Source organism: Arthrobacter sp. 9V, from assembly GCF_902506065.1.
Lineage (GTDB): Bacteria > Actinomycetota > Actinomycetes > Actinomycetales > Micrococcaceae > Arthrobacter.
Genome location: NZ_LR732912.1, coordinates 3,166,873 through 3,182,695, shown reverse-complemented (window position 1 = coordinate 3,182,695; position 15,823 = coordinate 3,166,873). Strand labels below are relative to the sequence as shown.

Annotated in this window: 15 protein-coding genes; 7 read left to right on the top strand and 8 right to left on the bottom strand. The window is 61.9% G+C overall.

From position 1 onward, the window contains the following. Nucleotides 1-5: 5 nt before the first annotated feature. Together BACI9J_RS14695 and BACI9J_RS14690 are read right to left on the bottom strand one after the other, a co-directional pair. Nucleotides 6-665, bottom strand: coding sequence for a response regulator (locus BACI9J_RS14695; protein WP_159735024.1), 660 nt, complete (start codon nt 663-665; stop codon nt 6-8). Beyond that, nucleotides 658-2,403, bottom strand: a complete 1,746-nt coding sequence (locus BACI9J_RS14690) for a sensor histidine kinase (RefSeq protein ID WP_159736488.1) — start codon at nt 2,401-2,403, stop codon at nt 658-660. The genes BACI9J_RS14695 and BACI9J_RS14690 overlap by 8 nt, the downstream gene beginning before the upstream one ends. 198 nt (nt 2,404-2,601) lie before the next feature. On the opposite strand from BACI9J_RS14690, the gene BACI9J_RS14685 reads away from it, so the two are divergent. Beyond that, nucleotides 2,602-4,110: a CitMHS family transporter gene (locus BACI9J_RS14685; protein ID WP_159735023.1), complete on the top strand. Its 1,509-nt coding sequence runs from the start codon at nt 2,602-2,604 to the stop codon at nt 4,108-4,110. Nucleotides 4,111-4,250: 140 nt separating this feature from the next. Here BACI9J_RS14685 and BACI9J_RS14680 read toward each other — a convergent pair whose 3' ends face one another. The 5 genes from BACI9J_RS14680 to BACI9J_RS14660 form a co-directional block, all read right to left on the bottom strand. Then, nucleotides 4,251-4,709: a hypothetical protein gene (locus BACI9J_RS14680; RefSeq protein WP_159735022.1), complete on the bottom strand. Its 459-nt coding sequence runs from the start codon at nt 4,707-4,709 to the stop codon at nt 4,251-4,253. Between the two features lie 111 nt (nt 4,710-4,820). Further along, nucleotides 4,821-5,276 carry a hypothetical protein gene (locus BACI9J_RS14675; protein ID WP_159735021.1) on the bottom strand — a complete coding sequence of 152 codons (456 nt, stop codon included), beginning with the start codon at nt 5,274-5,276 and terminating at the stop codon, nt 4,821-4,823. Nucleotides 5,277-5,387: 111 nt separating this feature from the next. Further along, complete coding sequence (locus BACI9J_RS14670) at nt 5,388-5,924, bottom strand: hypothetical protein (RefSeq protein ID WP_159735020.1); 537 nt, start codon at nt 5,922-5,924, stop codon at nt 5,388-5,390. Then, entirely contained in the window at nt 5,921-7,885 is a 1,965-nt protein-coding gene (locus BACI9J_RS14665; RefSeq protein WP_159735019.1) for an alpha/beta hydrolase, read from the bottom strand. The genes BACI9J_RS14670 and BACI9J_RS14665 overlap by 4 nt, the downstream gene beginning before the upstream one ends. A gap of 9 nt (nt 7,886-7,894) precedes the next feature. After that, nucleotides 7,895-8,260: a DUF6507 family protein gene (locus tag BACI9J_RS14660; protein ID WP_236558702.1), complete on the bottom strand. Its 366-nt coding sequence runs from the start codon at nt 8,258-8,260 to the stop codon at nt 7,895-7,897. Between the two features lie 207 nt (nt 8,261-8,467). Here BACI9J_RS14660 and gatC point away from each other — a divergent pair, with 207 nt between their 5' ends. From gatC to BACI9J_RS14640, 4 genes are all read left to right on the top strand, one after another. Further along, the gene (gene gatC / locus BACI9J_RS14655) at nt 8,468-8,764 is read left to right on the top strand and encodes an Asp-tRNA(Asn)/Glu-tRNA(Gln) amidotransferase subunit GatC (RefSeq protein ID WP_159735017.1); all 297 of its coding nucleotides are present in this window, start codon (nt 8,468-8,470) and stop codon (nt 8,762-8,764) included. Nucleotides 8,765-8,769: 5 nt separating this feature from the next. Beyond that, nucleotides 8,770-10,323 carry an Asp-tRNA(Asn)/Glu-tRNA(Gln) amidotransferase subunit GatA gene (gene gatA / locus BACI9J_RS14650; RefSeq protein ID WP_159735016.1) on the top strand — a complete coding sequence of 518 codons (1,554 nt, stop codon included), beginning with the start codon at nt 8,770-8,772 and terminating at the stop codon, nt 10,321-10,323. Continuing rightward, nucleotides 10,323-11,831, top strand: a complete 1,509-nt coding sequence (gene gatB / locus BACI9J_RS14645) for an Asp-tRNA(Asn)/Glu-tRNA(Gln) amidotransferase subunit GatB (RefSeq protein ID WP_159735015.1) — start codon at nt 10,323-10,325, stop codon at nt 11,829-11,831. Before gatA ends, gatB begins: the two co-directional genes overlap by 1 nt. A gap of 89 nt (nt 11,832-11,920) precedes the next feature. Then, on the top strand, nt 11,921-12,478 hold the full coding sequence (locus BACI9J_RS14640; RefSeq protein ID WP_159735014.1) for a hypothetical protein: 558 nt from the start codon (nt 11,921-11,923) through the stop codon (nt 12,476-12,478). A 16-nt stretch (nt 12,479-12,494) separates the two neighbouring features. Here BACI9J_RS14640 and BACI9J_RS14635 read toward each other — a convergent pair whose 3' ends face one another. Continuing rightward, nucleotides 12,495-13,496 (bottom strand): formylglycine-generating enzyme family protein, encoded by a 1,002-nt coding sequence (locus BACI9J_RS14635; RefSeq protein WP_159735013.1) that lies wholly within the window; start codon nt 13,494-13,496, stop codon nt 12,495-12,497. A gap of 324 nt (nt 13,497-13,820) precedes the next feature. Here BACI9J_RS14635 and BACI9J_RS14630 point away from each other — a divergent pair, with 324 nt between their 5' ends. Beyond that, the gene (locus BACI9J_RS14630; RefSeq protein WP_159735012.1) at nt 13,821-14,855 is read left to right on the top strand and encodes an ABC transporter permease; all 1,035 of its coding nucleotides are present in this window, start codon (nt 13,821-13,823) and stop codon (nt 14,853-14,855) included. Between the two features lie 42 nt (nt 14,856-14,897). Further along, nucleotides 14,898-15,821 carry a carbohydrate ABC transporter permease gene (locus BACI9J_RS14625; RefSeq protein WP_159735011.1) on the top strand — a complete coding sequence of 308 codons (924 nt, stop codon included), beginning with the start codon at nt 14,898-14,900 and terminating at the stop codon, nt 15,819-15,821. Nucleotides 15,822-15,823 lie beyond the last annotated feature (2 nt).

Below are 15,823 nucleotides of genomic sequence, written 5' to 3'. Positions count from 1 at the left end.
TTGGGTCAGCCGGGGATGCCGTAGCGGTGTTCCGGGCGGCCCGTGGTTCCATAGCGCAGTTGAATTTCGACGGCGCCGTCGTCGGCGAGCGAGGACAGGTACCTTTGCGCCGTGGCCCTGGACACGCCCACCCTCTCGGCCACCTCGGCAGCTGAATATTGCTCGCCGGGAAGCAACGACTCCAGGACCGCCGCTTCCGTGGCTGAGCGGGGTTTGGCTGACGGTGTGACGTCGCCTGGAATCAGGGAGCGTTTGGCGCGTTCTATGGTGACCTGGTCAACGGCTGTTTGCTGCCCAAGGATGCGGCGATACCGTGCATAGGATCTCAGCTGTTGGGAGAGGGATTCGGCGGTGAAGGGCTTCAGCATGTAGCCCAACGCTCCGCGCCGCAGGGCAACCTTGATGGATTGGGCATCAGAGGCGGCCGTCAGCATCACGGCGTCCACATCCAACTGACCCAACAGGTCCAAGCCGGAGCCGTCCGGCAGATAGACGTCCAACAGCACAAGATCGGGACGAAGACTGTGAATTGCCTGCAATGCCTGGGACACGGACCCGGCAGGCGCCAATGCCATGAAACCGGCCACGGAATCCACAAAGGCTGCGTGGAGCCTTGCTACATGGAAGTCGTCGTCCACAATCAACACGCGCAAATCCTCAGCCATTGTTGTCCTCCCTCAACGTTGCGTCCGCTCCAGTGCCCACAGGCCCCGCGCCCATCTGCTCCGTGCCCATCTGCTCCGTGCCCATCTGCTCCGCGGAATCCATGACGCCGGGGATAGTGGCCATGAACACGGCGCCCGGACCACCCTGTGTGCCGGGCTCCAGGACGCGGACATCACCGCCACGCCGCCGCGCAAGCTGCCGCACCAGTGCCAGCCCCAAACCGTGTCCAGCCCCCGAGCGTACCGGGTGTTCCGACGTCGTAAATCCTTCCGCGAAAATCTCCTCCGGTTCCAGGCTCCGCAAACCGTCTCCTGAATCGCCCACCACAATGTGCAATGTCCCGCCGGTTTGGGCGGCGTCGTCCAGCAGTTCAACCTCCACCCAACGCTCGGTTGAAGAGCCGGCGACGGCGGCGCTCACCGCGTTGTCGATCAGGTTGCCGAGCACTGTGGTGACGTCCTGCGGATCGGCCACGTGTCCACGGACCAGTGTTTCGGGTCCGACGCGGAGGGTCACGCCGCGCTCTGATGCCTCCACACCTTTCGCGCCAACGAACGCCTGAAGGTAGGTGTCCTGGAGCAGCTCAGCCTGTTCCACCGGGAACTTCAGCGGCCCGGTTGCCGAGATCCTGGCCAGGTACTCCTTGGCGGCATCGTGCTGGCCGATGCTCATGAAGCCGGCAATGGTGTGAAGTTGGTTGGCAAACTCGTGCCGTTGGGCCCGGAGTGCCGTGGACATGGTCCCTACGGCGTCGAGCTGGCGGGTGAGTTGCTGCAATTCAGTGCGGTCCCGCAACATGACCACCCAACCGAGGTCCTCCTGCCGGTGCCAGGCTTTACGGGCGCTGGCTACCAAAACGCGTCCGCCGGCCACTACTTCCACGGCTTCCGCATCACGTGCTGCCGGTCGGGTGAGCTGCTTGAGCTTTTCAGGGACCGGAGTGGATGACCAGTCCTGGCCAGTGGCGTCCGGCATGTCCAGGAGTCGTGCCGCGGCGGCGTTGAACACCGAGATGCGTCCGTCAGCGGCGATGCCAATGACGCCATCATCCACGCCTTGGAGTACGGCAACTTGATCGTGAACCAGGGTGCTGATCTCCTCCGGCTCCAGGCCTAGCGTGAGCCGCTGCAGCCTGCGCCGGAGCAGGAATGATGCCAGCACACCGGCAAGGAGGGCGCCGCCGGCGGTGAGGGCAATGGGTACGATGTCGCGGGCCAGGCTGTTGCTCAACGACTCCACGGAATAGCCCACACTGACTTCGCCCACAATCGTCGCAGAGCTATCCGGCGCGTAGACCGGCACCTTTGCCCCGGCCGAGGGTCCCAACGTTCCGGTGTTGCGAGTGGTGATTTCCTGCCCTCCAAGGGCAACTGTCGGGTCCGTACTGACGCGTTCACCCAGCCGTGCAGTCTCAGGATGGGCAAGCCTCAACCCGGTTTCATCGGTGATGACCACGAACAAGGCGCCGGTCCGGATCCGAACTGCCTCAGCGGCAGTTTGAAGGCTGCCGGCGGCGAGGACCTCCGGGGGAGGCGTTCCTTCTTCTTTGCTGATGGCTTGGACGCCGGATCGGATATCAGGATCCGCGGCGACGGTCCTGGCGAGGGTAAGTGCTTGATTTTCGGCTTCGGTACCGATGCGTTCGTACACGAGCCAAGCGTGGACGGTGCCGCTGAGCAGAACCACCAATAGGACAACACCCAGCTGGAGGAGAAGGGTTTGGGTGGAGAAACGCATACTGACTCGGCTGTTGCGCGGCACCTTTGCTCCTTTCCTCCTGATCCATTGAATCACTGAGCACAATGCGCAAAACGTTCGCAACGAGCAGTATTCCCAACAATTCCCCGAAACCCCCACCCGTGACGACCGCCACCATATCGTCTGTAGTGCGCATCACACCGACGTGGCGCCATTCACAGTAGTAAGGAGCCGGCCGTGCTGGTTTTGCTTGGATTCGCAATGATTGCGGTATTCATGGTCCTGATCATGACCAAAAAATTGACGCCCGTCCTGGCGCTGATCATCGTCCCCACCATCTTCGGCCTTTTCGCCGGAGCGGGCCTCGGCATCGGACCCATGGTCATGGATTCAATGAAGTCCATGACGTCCACGGCCGCGCTCCTCATGTTCGCCATCATCTACTTCGGTTTGATGATCGACGTCGGGCTCTTCGACCCCCTGGTGAAGTTCATCCTGCGCAAGCTGGGTAACGACCCCGCAAAGGTGGTCCTGGGCACCGCCATACTGGCAGCCGCAGTCTCCCTGGACGGCGACGGCTCCACCACCTTCATCCTCACCACAGCCGCCATGCTCCCGGTGTACCTGCGGCTCAAGATGAGTCCCGTGGTCCTCACCTGCGTGGCGGGCCTGGCCAACGGCACCATGAACATCCTGCCCTGGGGTGGCCCCACCGCCCGCGCAGCAACCGCGCTCAAGCTCGACGTCAACGACGTCTTCGTGCCCATGGTCCCTTCACTCATCGTCGGCCTGATCGTGGTTCTGGTCTTCGCCTGGTTGCTCGGCCTGCAGGAACGCAACCGCCTCCGCACCACCGCTCCCGAGATCTGGGGCGACGTCGCCGATCCTTCTGAAGCGTTCGACGGCGGCACTGGCCGCGGCGGTTCCGTCGCCGCCGGTTCGGGCTCAGGTTCAGGCTTTGGTGCAGGCCGCTTCGGCTTTGGCCGCAACGGCTCAACTGCCACTACACGCAAGCCGGGCACTGGCGGAGGCGCCGGCGTCGTGGTTCTCGAAGACCCGGCCACGCTGGTTGACGACCACGACACCGCCATGGCGGACACGGCACTGGACCCCAACCGCTCCACTCTGCGACCCAAGCTGTTCTGGTTCAACCTCGCCTTGACCGTGGCGGTCATGGTGGTCCTGGTGGCCAACATTGTTCCGCTGCCGTTCGTGTTCATGGTTGGCTCGGCGATCGCCCTGTTGGTCAACTTCCCCAAGGTCAAGGACCAGGGCGCACAACTGATTGCCCACGCACCGTCCATCGTTGCGGTTGTCAGCATGGTCATGGCTGCCGCAGTCCTCACCGGTGTCCTCAATGGCACGGGCATGGTCAAAGCAATGTCCGAGTGGCTCGTCCAGATCATCCCCGCAGACATGGGCCCGTTCATGGCAGTCATTACCGGCCTGCTGAGCATCCCCATGACGTTCTTCATGAGCAATGACGCCTTCTACTTCGGCGTCCTGCCGGTCCTCTCCGAAACCGCCGCCCACTACGGGGTGGATGCAGTGGATATGGCCCGTGCTTCCATCACCGGGCAGCCGTTCCACCTGCAGAGCCCCCTGGTTCCGGCTATCCTCTTGCTGGTCTCCCTCGCCAAAGTGGACTTGGGCGATCACCACAAGAAGGTTCTCTGGCGCACGGCAGTCATCTCGGTGGTCATGCTGGTTGTCGGGGTCCTGACCGGAGCAATCGGCATCGGCTGACCTGCCAACTTCCCGGGTGTCGAATTCGCGGGTCCGCTACCAATTCGCCGTTCAGCAACGGCGTATTGGGCAGCGGACCCGCGATTTGGCGTTAGGGCCTGTCTGCGGCCGAAGGGGCGGGGGCGGGACAAGCCAGCCATTCAGGTGGTCTTCTTTCGGGCAGCCGGATCCAAAGTGCATTCGCCCATCACCATGATGAAGCTGACATGCTTGGACGGCGTGAAGATCAAGACCTTGCCCCGAGGCGTCGACGCAGTGATCTCGATACCTGTGGTGTTGGCGCCCATGTTGTCGAAGATGTTTCCGATCGTGTAGCCCTTGGATTCCCAGTGAGCTTTCATCCGGCCCACAGCCGCCGACGGATCGTCCACGGGACCGCCTTTGATCTGGCGCTGATACAGTCGGCCGTCGGCCCGCGCGTGCACCCCGCAAGGCTCCGACACGTAATCTACTGTGTCATTGCGGTCCCACCCCGGCCACGTCGTGCCCGACTGCTGGACGGTGTCCTCCATGGCATCCATGAAGTCTGTGAACACCTCCTCGGCGCTCCGCTCTCCAGGTCCCGGCTCGTCGGGTTGTCCGCTATTTGGTGAACTCATGCCGCACCCCGTCATCATCAAGAACCCCACAACGAGTAGCGCGATCAAAAACTGCTGCGGGCCGAGCAGACGACCACGACCACGCGGGCGGAGTGGGGATGTCGTAGCCACTCAGGTGGTCTTCTTCCTGGCGGCCGGGTCCAAGGTGCACTCGCCAACCACTTTGATGAGACTCCCATTGCGTGTGGGTGAGAACTGGACCAGCATGCCCCTGGGCGTTCGTGCGTTGATCTGCATTCCGGTTGCGGGATTCACGTCATCGAAGATGTTTCCTATCGTGTAGCCCTTTGACTTCCAGTGGGCTTTCATGTGGTCCACCGCTGCTTGTGGATCATCAATAGGCCCGCCTTCGATCTGTGTCTGGTAGGCGCGGCCGTCGTCCCGGGTGCGAACTGAGCACGGGGGAGGGAAATAGCCGGATGTGTCCTGGCGGTCCCAGCTGGGCCAGTAAGCCCCTGAGTGCTGCACTGTGTCCTCCATCGCGTCCATAAACTCCGTGAACACCTCCTCGGCGCTCCGCTCTCCAGGACCCGGCTCGTCGGGTTGTCCGCTATTCGTTGAGTTCATGCCACACCCCGTCATCATCAAACACCCCACCGTGAGTAGCGCCATCAAAAAGCGCAACGGGCTTCGCAGGTTTTTCGGGCCGAATGGGCGGGGGCGGGACAAACCAGTCATTTAGGTGGTCTTCTTTCTCGCGGCCGGGTCTAAGGTGCATTCACCCATCACCTTGACGAAACTGACATGCTTCGATGGCGTGAAGATCAAGACCATGCCCCGGGGAGTCGAGGCGATGATCTCTATCCCGGTAGTGTTCGCGCCCATATTGTCGAAGATGTTTCCGATCGTGTAGCCCTGGAATTTCCAGTGAGCCTTCATTCGTTCCACAGCGGCCTGCGGATCATCGATGGGACCGCCTTCTATCTGGCGCTGATACAGTCGGCCGTCGGCCCGTGCGTGCACACCACAAGGTTCTGACACGTGATCCACTGTGTCGCTGCGGTCCCACCCCGGCCACGTCGTGCCCGACTGCTGGACAGTGTCCTCCATGGCATCCATGAATTCCGTAAACACTTCCTCGGCGGTACGCTCTCCGGGCCCCGGCTCGTCGGGTCGTCCACTATTCGTTGAATTCATGCCGCACCCGTTCATCATCAAACACCCTAGCGTCATCGATACGAACCATAGTTTGTTGCCGGGCTTTGTCTTTGTCATCTGTTCCGCACTTCCTCGAGTTCCTCCGGTGTGAGGTCGTCTTCTATTAGGGGCCCAATTCGAACCAGCTCGCCGTGGACTGCCATTACTTTCCTCTGGAGGGGCAAAAGCTTCTTGATTAGTTCACCGCGGCCGGTGGAGGTCAGGGCAATGTTCCGCGCTGACTCCGTCTCCGGGTCCAGGTAGCCGTGGCCACCGGTGGCTGCCAACACCGAATCCTCGCTGCCCTCGGCAGCCCAGCCCTTAGCATCATGGCCGGTGGTTCGTTTGTAGACCTTGCCGGTCTCGGGGTCGTAGCCGCCCTCAGAGGAGAAATTCTTGCCCCCGAACCACTCATCAGACGGACTCCACCGGCCCTCCCGTCCCCGCAACCCGCTACCGACGATTCCCAACGGTGCTACCCGGTCATCACCTGCCGCAGTCACATACACCTCCGGTTCCCCGGTCGCGTCCTTGGCCACGTGAAGGTCCGCCGCCGAGCCGATCTCCCGCCAGGCGATCCCCGCGGAACCGAAAAACGTCGCCGTCGCTACCTCGTGCTTGAGTGCCTTGAGCGCGTAGGAAGCCGTGGTGGTCCCGAAGGAGTGGGCCAGCACATTCAACCGGGGACGGGTGACGCCGTCAGATTCGCTCGCCCGAGTTTCGGTAAATCCATCCAACGCGACGGCCAGCTTAGCCCCACCCGTCTGGGCCAACGCCGTGGACAACACCTCAGTACTGGGCGGCGCGTCCGGGCTGTCATACCCAACCCAAGAAACCACCGCATTCGACCCTTTGTCCCCATTGATGAGATCAGCAAACACCTGCCCGTCGTACAAATCCTGGGCTGATTTCGTCCAGGATTCGAGCCCGTCTGCCACTGTGGTCCGCATGCCCGGTACGTTCCAAGTCACGTTGGTTGCCGTGTCCAAATCCCCGATCGCAACGGCCACGAACGGCTTGCCGTTCTCCTCCGGAGTGAAGGACATGATGCTCCGTTCCGGCGCCGCGCTCCGCCTGTCAGCAGGCTCCAGTGCGTCGTAGATCACCTGCAACGCGGCCTTGTCCGTCTCGCTGGTCCGGGGGTCCTTGAACACCGAATCCAGGTTCACCCGGTTCGCTCTCGCGCGGGCCTTGTACGGGACACCGTTCAGATTCCCGATCACCCCCGGCGCGGCCACCAGCAACGCCGCCTGCTGCTCGGCGGACAACCCCGCCCACCAGTCCCGAACTTGGACCACCAGCGGAGGCGAAGTAAAGCCCGAACGCAGGAAATCGGACTCGGCCATCCCGTAATCAAGCAACTGCCCAGGCGTCAACGTCCGCCATAACTCCAGCATCTCCAACGCCCCGGCAGCATCGCCTACTTCAGCGGTTTCCAAGTCCTTCAACCGCGAACGGGTCCGCTCCACCGCGGCATCGGTGACCATCCCGCCGTCGTAATACACCGGCACCGGCCCATCAACCGGGCGCACGCCATCAATCAGCCTGGCGCAATCGTGCTCGGCCTGCTCATGCCCGGCCGCCAGCGAAGAAACCCGCTGCCTTAACTCTCCGAGCTCCAGCGCCACCGACGCGCCGGAGCTGCCTCCCAAGGATTGCCGTTCCGGAAGCGCGTCAAAGGCTACAGCTTCCCCCAGATGCAGTTGTGTTCGCCGACGGAAATCAGCGATGTCCTCCAGCAGCACCCCCCGACGCCGGTTCAACTCCCGCACCGTATCCGCATACCCCATCAACGCCCGATACACGACAGCCAAACCCGCCCGAAGCCCCTCACTCACCCGGGCAGGCGTCCCGAAAGCAGCCAACAGCTCCGCCGCCTCCGGAGCCCGGTACGCATCACCCAGACCCGACCACTCCGACGCCGCAGCCTGCATCACATTTACAATCCCCTGAGCCTGCTCCAACAAAGGAACCGCAGCTTCCTCCAACAACCCAGGATCCGGCCACCCCTCCAACACCGACGCATCAATCCCATACACGGCTGGCCCCTAACCCACCGGAACCGAACGAAACCGGTCCACCCGAAAACCCGCGCCGGGCCAGCCATCCAAGCTTTTGGTTTGAGCCAAGGACGTCGTGATCATCTGCTCATCCCCGGCAACATAGGCGGCAATAGCAGCCTGTGCTCCACCAAAAACGTTGGCCGTCCGTTGCGCCAACGCCAGCAGACCAGGCATCAGTACTATCTCCGCGCAGAGCTGCACGGACACATAAACAGGGCCTTCACGGAGAACCCCGCTGACTTCATCACAGACCTGCCGAAGCCTTGCCTGCACCTGACCAAGCCCACTAGTGCGCTGCCTCGATGCAGCCACCGCGGCAAGCGCCCCGCCGGTATCAACGTCGTACACCAAAACAACAGCCTCCAAGATGTCGCCCCAAAACCCCGTAAATCGATCGAAATGACAAATTCGGGCAAGAACATATATCTAGGAGTGAACCTGAGGGCTCAAACGTGACGAAGAATCAGAAAGTCGGGGGCACCACCCCGTCGTCTGACCGGCACACCCAACCCAAGTAGACTGGTTCGGAAAACCATTTGAACTTTGCAGGGGAGATCCATGGCTGCGATCAACCGTGACGACGTCGCGCATCTTGCGCGTCTGGCTCACATTGAAATGAGTGCCGAAGAACTGGACAGGATGGCTGTTGAGCTTGCTGTCATCGTGGATTCGGTGAAAAGCGTGAGCGAAGCTGCGGGAGAGGACGTCCCCGCGACGTCGCACCCGATTCCGCTGACCAACGTGTTCCGCGAGGATGTTGTGGGCCATACGTTCACGGCCGAAGAAGCCCTGTCCGGCGCTCCGGATGCATTCGAGAACCGTTTCAAGGTCCCGGCAATCCTGGATGAGGACTAATCACTATGACTGAGCTGAACAACGAACTCATCCGCCACTCCGCCGCCGATCTCGCTGCGAAGCTGGCCACCCGCGAGGTTACCGCCGTCGAAGTGACGCAGGCGCACCTTGACCGCATCGCCCTTGTTGATGGTCAAGTTAACGCCTTCCTGCACGTTAATACTGAAGAGGCCTTGGCCGTCGCGGCCGAGGTTGACGCTGCCCGCGCTGCTGGCGGTTCTGCTGCCGAAGAGCTGCACGCCCTCGCCGGTGTGCCCATCGCCGTCAAGGACCTCATCGTGACGATTGGCCAGCCGACGACGGCTGGTTCGAAGATCCTTGAGGGCTGGCACAGCCCGTATGACGCCACCGTGGTGAAGAAGCTGCGCGCGGCCAAGATGCCCATCCTTGGCAAGACCAACCTGGACGAATTTGCCATGGGTTCCTCCACGGAGCACTCGGCTTACGGCCCCACCCGCAACCCGTGGGATCTGGACCGCATTCCCGGTGGTTCGGGCGGTGGCTCCGCTGCCGCCGTCGCTGCTTTCGAAGCGCCGCTGGCGCTCGGCACGGACACCGGCGGTTCCATCCGCCAGCCCGGCGCCGTCACCGGAACCGTTGGCGTGAAGCCGACATACGGCGCTGTCTCCCGTTACGGTGCCATTGCCATGGCATCGTCGTTGGATCAGATCGGCCCGGTTTCCCGTACGGTGCTGGACTCGGCGCTCCTGCAGGAAGTCATCGGCGGTCACGACCCCTTCGATTCCACGTCGCTGACGGATCCTTTCAATGATCTTGTTGCTGCCGCCCGCGTCGGCAATGTTGCGGGCATGAAGATCGGAATCGTCAAGGAACTTCACGGCGAGGGCTACCAGGCCGGCGTCGAGAACCGTTTCAACGAGTCCCTTCAGCTACTGAAGGACGCCGGTGCTGAAATCGTTGAGGTTTCCTGCCCCAACCTGAAGTACGCCCTGGGTGCGTACTACCTCATCATGCCGTCCGAGGTCTCCAGCAACCTGGCCAAGTTCGACGGCGTTCGTTTCGGCATGCGCGTCCTGCCCAAGGATGGTCCCATGACCATCGAGCGCGTTATGGGTGCCACGCGTGCCGCTGGCTTCGGCGACGAAGTGAAGCGACGCATCATCCTTGGTACGTATGCGCTGAGCGCCGGCTACTACGACGCCTACTACGGCTCTGCACAGAAGGTCCGTACGCTGATTCAGCGTGACTTCGACGCCGCGTTCGCGAAGGCCGATGTCTTGATCTCCCCGACGGCGCCCACCACGGCGTTCAAGCTGGGGGAGAAGCTGGACGATCCGCTGGCAATGTACCTGAACGACGTCGCCACCATCCCGGCAAACCTTGCCGGCATCCCGGGTCTGTCCCTGCCCGGCGGTCTGGCTGACGAAGACGGGCTGCCCGTCGGCATCCAGCTGTTGGCTCCTGCCCGCCAGGACGCCCGCCTTTACCGCGTGGGTGCGGTCCTCGAATCCATGCTTGAAGAGAAGTGGGGCGGCCCGATGCTTGCGCAGGCCCCTGAGCTTAGTTCAGCTTCAACCACCGCCGGAGGTTCCAACTAATGTCCGTCGACGCAACCCTGAGCTTCGAAGAGGCCATGGAGAAGTACGATCCCGTCCTGGGGTTCGAGGTCCACGTGGAACTCAACACCAAGACCAAGATGTTCTCCTCAGCGCCCAACGTCTTCGGTGACGAGCCGAACACCAACGTCAACGAGGTTGACTTGGGCATGCCCGGCGTCCTGCCCGTGGTGAACAAGGCTGCGGTGGAATCCTCCATCAAGATCGGCCTTGCCCTGAACTGCAAGATCGCCGAGTCCTGCCGCTTCGCCCGGAAGAACTACTTCTACCCGGACACTCCCAAGAACTTCCAGACGTCCCAGTACGACGAGCCGATCGCCTACGACGGCTACCTCGACATTGAGCTTGAGGACGGCACGGTGTTCCGCGTGGAGATCGAGCGCGCCCACATGGAAGAAGACGCCGGTAAGCTGACCCACATGGGTGGTGCTGCGGGCCGTATCCAAGGTGCCGACTACTCGCTGGTGGACTACAACCGTTCCGGCGTTCCGCTGGTTGAAATCGTCACCAAGCCCATTGAGGGAGCCGGTAGCCGTGCGCCCGAGCTGGCCAAAGCGTACGTGGCAGCAGTCCGCGAGATCGTGAAGAACCTTGGCGTTTCCGATGCCAAGATGGAGCGCGGCAACGTCCGTTGCGACGCCAACGTTTCCTTGCGCCCGCACGGCAGGGAAAGGTTCGGTATCCGTTCGGAGACCAAGAACGTGAACTCGCTGCGCGCTGTGGAGCACGCGGTCCGTTACGAGATTCAGCGCCACGCTGCCGTCCTGGATTCCGGCGAGCCGGTGATTCAGGAGACGCGCCACTGGCACGAGGACACGCGTTCGACGACGTCGGGCCGGCCTAAGTCCGATGCCGACGATTACCGCTACTTCCCGGAGCCGGACCTGGTTCCCGTTGTCGCCTCCCGTGAGTGGGTGGAGGAACTCCGCGCCACCCTTCCCGAGCCGCCGGCGGAGCGTCGCAAGCGCCTTAAGGAAGCCTGGGGTTACTCGGATCTGGAATTCCGCGATGTGGTGAACGCCGGAGTCATGGATTCCATCGAGGAGACAATCGCCGCAGGTGCGTCCGCCGATGTTGCCCGCAAGTGGTGGATGGGTGAGATCGTCGGCCGAGCCAAGGTTGCAGACGTCGACCCCTCCGAACTCGGTGTCACCCCGCAGGTCATCGTCGAGCTGAACAAGCTCGTTGAAGACGGCAAGATCAACAACAAGATGGCCACCCAGGTGCTGGACGGCGTGCTCGCCGGCGAAGGTACTCCGGCGGAAATTGTTGAGAAGCGTGGCCTCGCAGTAGTGTCCGACGACGGTCCGCTCCTTGAAGCCATCGATGCTGCACTGGCGGCGCAGCCGGATGTCGCGGAGAAGATCCGCGGCGGCAAAGTCCAGGCCATTGGCGCAATTGTTGGCGGTGTCATGAAGGCCACTCGTGGCCAAGCAGACGCTGGACGCGTGCGCGAACTGATCCTCGAGAAGCTCGGCGTTCAGGGCTAAGCCCCTCCGCTTCCCATCAAAGTAGGCCGCAGTAATTACTGCGGCCTACTTTGCTTTGGCCATGCATTCTTTGGGCGCACAATGGATGCATGGCCACTCTTTCACCGGGCATTCGTAAGACCCTTCTCGCCGGCGGAATCACCGTCGCCCTGACAGCTGGCGGTGCCGCCACAGTCTGGGCTGGCACCCAACCCAGCCCGTCGCCGTCGAGCCTTTCTGCTTCACCAAGCCCGTCCTCGTCCGCGTTCGCAAAGTCTGCAGAGGGCCGCGGGCAGGCAATCCACGGCGAACACGTGGTGAAGCAGCAGGACGGGAGCTATCGTACGGTTCTTACGCAAACCGGAACCCTTGAGTCCGTGAGCGATACAGAGATGACCGTGAAGAGCGAGGATGGCTTCACGCAACGCTATGCGATCAACACGGAAACGCGGATCAGCAAACTACCGGCCGATTTGTCAGAGCTTCGGAACGGCAGGGGCAAACCATCGCTGCCGTCGGCTACGGCTGCTGATCTCACGTCAGGTGATACAGTGCGGGTCAGCGGCACAAAGAACGGTGAAACCGTGACGGCAATGCGAGTTGTGTCCGGCGAACTGCCTGCCGGTCTCAAGGGCCACGGACATCAGCGCGGGCACGGGCCCAAGTAACCGGGCGTGCCGGTACCTACAGCGCAACAGTTCTGAAGCCCAGGTTGCCGCTTGCTGAGTCGGGTGTGTTTGAGCTGCGCGCTGCGAGGCGGTAACGGTTGCAGTAGGAATCGTGGCAGAGGTACGAGCCGCCCCGCATCACCCTGCCGCGGCCGATGGACGGGCCCTTGGGGTTCTCCACTGTTCCCTGCGTGAGGCACGTTTTGTAGTACTTGGGCAGGAACCAATCGCTGCACCACTCCCAGACGTTCCCGCTGGTTTGATACAACCCATAGCCGTTGGGGTGGAAGGACTTGGCAGGTGCGGTGGTGAGGTAGCCGTCGTTGATCGTGTTGCGGGAAGGGAATTCGCCTTGCCAGATGTTGCAGTTGTGAGCGTCTTGGCCCGGAGCATCGTTATGCAGGTCATTGCCCCACGGATAACGATGCCCGGCCAACCCGCCACGTGCCGCGTATTCCCACTCAGCTTCCGTGGGTAGCCGACGGCCCGCCCATTCGCAGTAGGCCAAGGCGTCGTTGTGCGAGACGTGGGTGACGGGGTGATCGGGGATCTCGGACCAACTTGAGAGTGGCCCAGCCGGGTGCGACCAGTCCGCCCCGCGGACGTTGAGCCACCACGGAACATTGTTGACCCGGTTGAGGATGTCCTGGGTCTCGGCTTTCACGGCCAGATGGAACACCGCCGACGTTCCGAAGATTTCCGACTCCGTACGATGCCCGGTGGCATTGACGAACTCAGCGAACTCTTCATTGGTCACAGTGGCGGCGCTAATCCGAAATTGTGCGACGAACACTTCGTGCACGGGTGACTCGCCGTCGTCGTCGTAGCCCTCGTTGAAGGGATCGCCCATTGCGAAGGTTCCTGCGGGGATGACGACGTCGGATGCTTCCTTTGAGGGCCGGGCACTTTGAGCTGAGGTGCCGGGTATCGGTCGATCGGCAATCGCCCGAAGGGGGAGGGACTTCCCCGAGCCGGAATGTGCCCGGGTGCCGGCCCCTGGGCTACAGCAATCTGCCATCTCAACCTCCTGCCTTAATTTCACCTGCTAGTACTTTAGCGGGCGCCCCCGTTTCCGCCCCTCGCACCACTTGTACGGCGGGGCCGCACCCGTTTCCGCCGGGCGCGCCGGTTCGTACGGGTGCGCCAGGCGCGAAAGGGGCGCGAGGGCAGAGCGTCCGAGGCGCCGCTGAACTCCGTGCGTAGTGATTAAACGTGATTTCCACGAGCAGTTTCGATCATGATCTTGCAAAAGGAGACGCGGGTCACTTATGGTTTGTTAAACGGTTAACGAGCGTGGCCTGAATCACAGAAGTGGCGCAGGCTCAGCACTTGAGGAGACAACATGAACTCGACGACGGAACAGGCTCGGGCAGTGCCCGAAGCTCGCCGAGTCCCGGGCCCGCCAGGTGGAATCGCCTCCGGATCCGGTCCGAAGAAGCGGAAGAGAAGCAAGGTCCCGCAGCAGAGTTTCCGGTCCCGCCTACGACGCGACAAGCAGATGCTGCTCATGATGCTGCCTGGGGTGGCCTTCCTGCTTCTCTTCTTCTACATCCCCATCCTTGGCAACGTCATCGCCTTCCAGGACTACCAGCCGTATCTGGGCATCGGTGACAGCCTCTGGGTGGGCTGGCAGAACTTCGTGGACTTGTTCGGCAATCCGGATTTTGTGCACGCTTTCTGGAACACGCTCTACTTGGCTGCCTGGCAGCTGGTGTTCCTCTTCCCTGTGCCGCTGGTCCTGGCGCTGATTGTGGATTCACTCGTCAGCACCAGGGTCCGCCGGATCTTCCAAAGCATCGCCTACCTGCCGCACTTCCTGTCCTGGGTGCTGGTGATCGCGTTCTTCCAGCAGATGCTGGGCGGTGCAGGCTTCGTCAACAACCTGCTTCGGGACTGGGGGATGGACCCCATTCCCTTCATGACCAACCCGGAAACCTTCCCGGTCATGGTGGTGGTCCAGATGATCTGGAAGGACGCCGGCTGGGCCATGATCATCTTCCTGGCAGCCCTTGCAAGCATTGACAACTCGCTTTATGAAGCTGCAGCGGCTGACGGTGCCGGACGTTGGCGCCGAATGTGGCACATCACGCTTCCAGGGCTGAGGCCTGTGATTGTCCTGCTGCTGATCCTGCGCATCGGCGACATCCTCTCGGTGGGCTTTGAGCAGTTCATCCTGCAACGGGATGCAGTGGGAGCAGGCGCCGCGGAAGTGCTGGACACCTTCACCTACTACACCGGCGTAGTGGGAGGCGGCTGGAGCTCAGGCGCGGCAGCAGGCCTTGCCAAGGGCGTGGTCAGCGCGTTGTTGATCTACGGCGCCAACAAACTTGCCCACCGTTTCGGCGAAGACGGAATCTTCGCAAAACAAGTGCGCTGAAAGCCACGCTGACCCGCGCGCCCGCCGCACAAGGAGAACCCCATGGCAACAACACTCTTCACCAAGAAACCCCGGGAACTTACGTACAATGCCAAGCGCCCGGTGTGGAAGGAAAAGCCTTCCGCGCTGTATCAAACGGTCAAGGCGGTAGTCCTGATCGTGTTCAGCTTGTCCATCCTCACTCCAATACTGCTGGTGGTTTCAACCTCCCTTGCCGACACGGAACAACTGGTGAAAGCCGGCGGGTTTGTGCTCTGGCCGGAACGTCCAACATTTGAGGCCTACGCCACCATCTTCAAAGGCCCCATGGTTCTGCAATCGCTTGGGGTCAGCATGCTGATCACGGCAGTGGGAACCATCCTCGCGCTCTTCGTCACCATCACCATGGCCTATGCCACCAGCCGTACGGTGCTCTTTGGACGGCCGGTGATCCTCGCAGTCCTGTTCACGCTCCTGTTTGCGCCAGGCCTCATCCCGTCCTTCCTCATGATCCGCCAACTCGGCCTGCTGGACTCGTTGTGGTCGCTGATCCTTCCGGGCATTTTCGGAGCTTTCAACTTTGTGGTCATGCGGTCGTTCTTCATGAACATCCCGGCCGAACTCATCGAAAGTGCCAGGATCGACGGCGCCAACGACTGGCAAATTCTGTGGCGCATCGTGATGCCGCTGTCCAAAGCCGTGATCGCCGTCGTCGGTCTCTTCTATGCGGTGGGTTTTTGGAACTCTTTCTTCAACGCACTTCTCTACATCAACGATCACAGCAAGTGGCCCATTCAGCTGCTCCTTCGCAACTTCGTGGTCCAGGGCAGTGGTGCAGCGGATCAGCTGGGAATCACCACCACCCCGCCGCCGCAGTCCATTCAGATGGCAGTGGTGGTGGTAGCGCTGGTCCCGATCCTGATGGTTTACCCATTCCTCCAAAAGCACTTCGCCAAGGGCGTCATCACCGGCGCCGTCAAGGGCTAGGC

What these genes read in the sequence shown, in the direction of transcription:
- BACI9J_RS14695 (WP_159735024.1), bottom strand. Translation starts at nt 665, where the DNA reads ATGGCTGAGGATTTGCGCGTGTTGATTGTGGACGACGACTTCCATGTA.
- BACI9J_RS14690 (WP_159736488.1), bottom strand. Translation starts at nt 2,403, where the DNA reads ATGCGTTTCTCCACCCAAACCCTTCTCCTCCAGCTGGGTGTTGTCCTA.
- BACI9J_RS14680 (WP_159735022.1), bottom strand. Translation starts at nt 4,709, where the DNA reads ATGAGTTCACCAAATAGCGGACAACCCGACGAGCCGGGACCTGGAGAG.
- BACI9J_RS14675 (WP_159735021.1), bottom strand. Translation starts at nt 5,276, where the DNA reads ATGAACTCAACGAATAGCGGACAACCCGACGAGCCGGGTCCTGGAGAG.
- BACI9J_RS14670 (WP_159735020.1), bottom strand. Translation starts at nt 5,924, where the DNA reads ATGACAAAGACAAAGCCCGGCAACAAACTATGGTTCGTATCGATGACG.
- gatC (WP_159735017.1), top strand. Translation starts at nt 8,468, where the DNA reads ATGGCTGCGATCAACCGTGACGACGTCGCGCATCTTGCGCGTCTGGCT.
- gatA (WP_159735016.1), top strand. Translation starts at nt 8,770, where the DNA reads ATGACTGAGCTGAACAACGAACTCATCCGCCACTCCGCCGCCGATCTC.
- gatB (WP_159735015.1), top strand. Translation starts at nt 10,323, where the DNA reads ATGTCCGTCGACGCAACCCTGAGCTTCGAAGAGGCCATGGAGAAGTAC.
- BACI9J_RS14640 (WP_159735014.1), top strand. Translation starts at nt 11,921, where the DNA reads ATGGCCACTCTTTCACCGGGCATTCGTAAGACCCTTCTCGCCGGCGGA.
- BACI9J_RS14635 (WP_159735013.1), bottom strand. Translation starts at nt 13,496, where the DNA reads ATGGCAGATTGCTGTAGCCCAGGGGCCGGCACCCGGGCACATTCCGGC.
- BACI9J_RS14630 (WP_159735012.1), top strand. Translation starts at nt 13,821, where the DNA reads ATGAACTCGACGACGGAACAGGCTCGGGCAGTGCCCGAAGCTCGCCGA.
- BACI9J_RS14625 (WP_159735011.1), top strand. Translation starts at nt 14,898, where the DNA reads ATGGCAACAACACTCTTCACCAAGAAACCCCGGGAACTTACGTACAAT.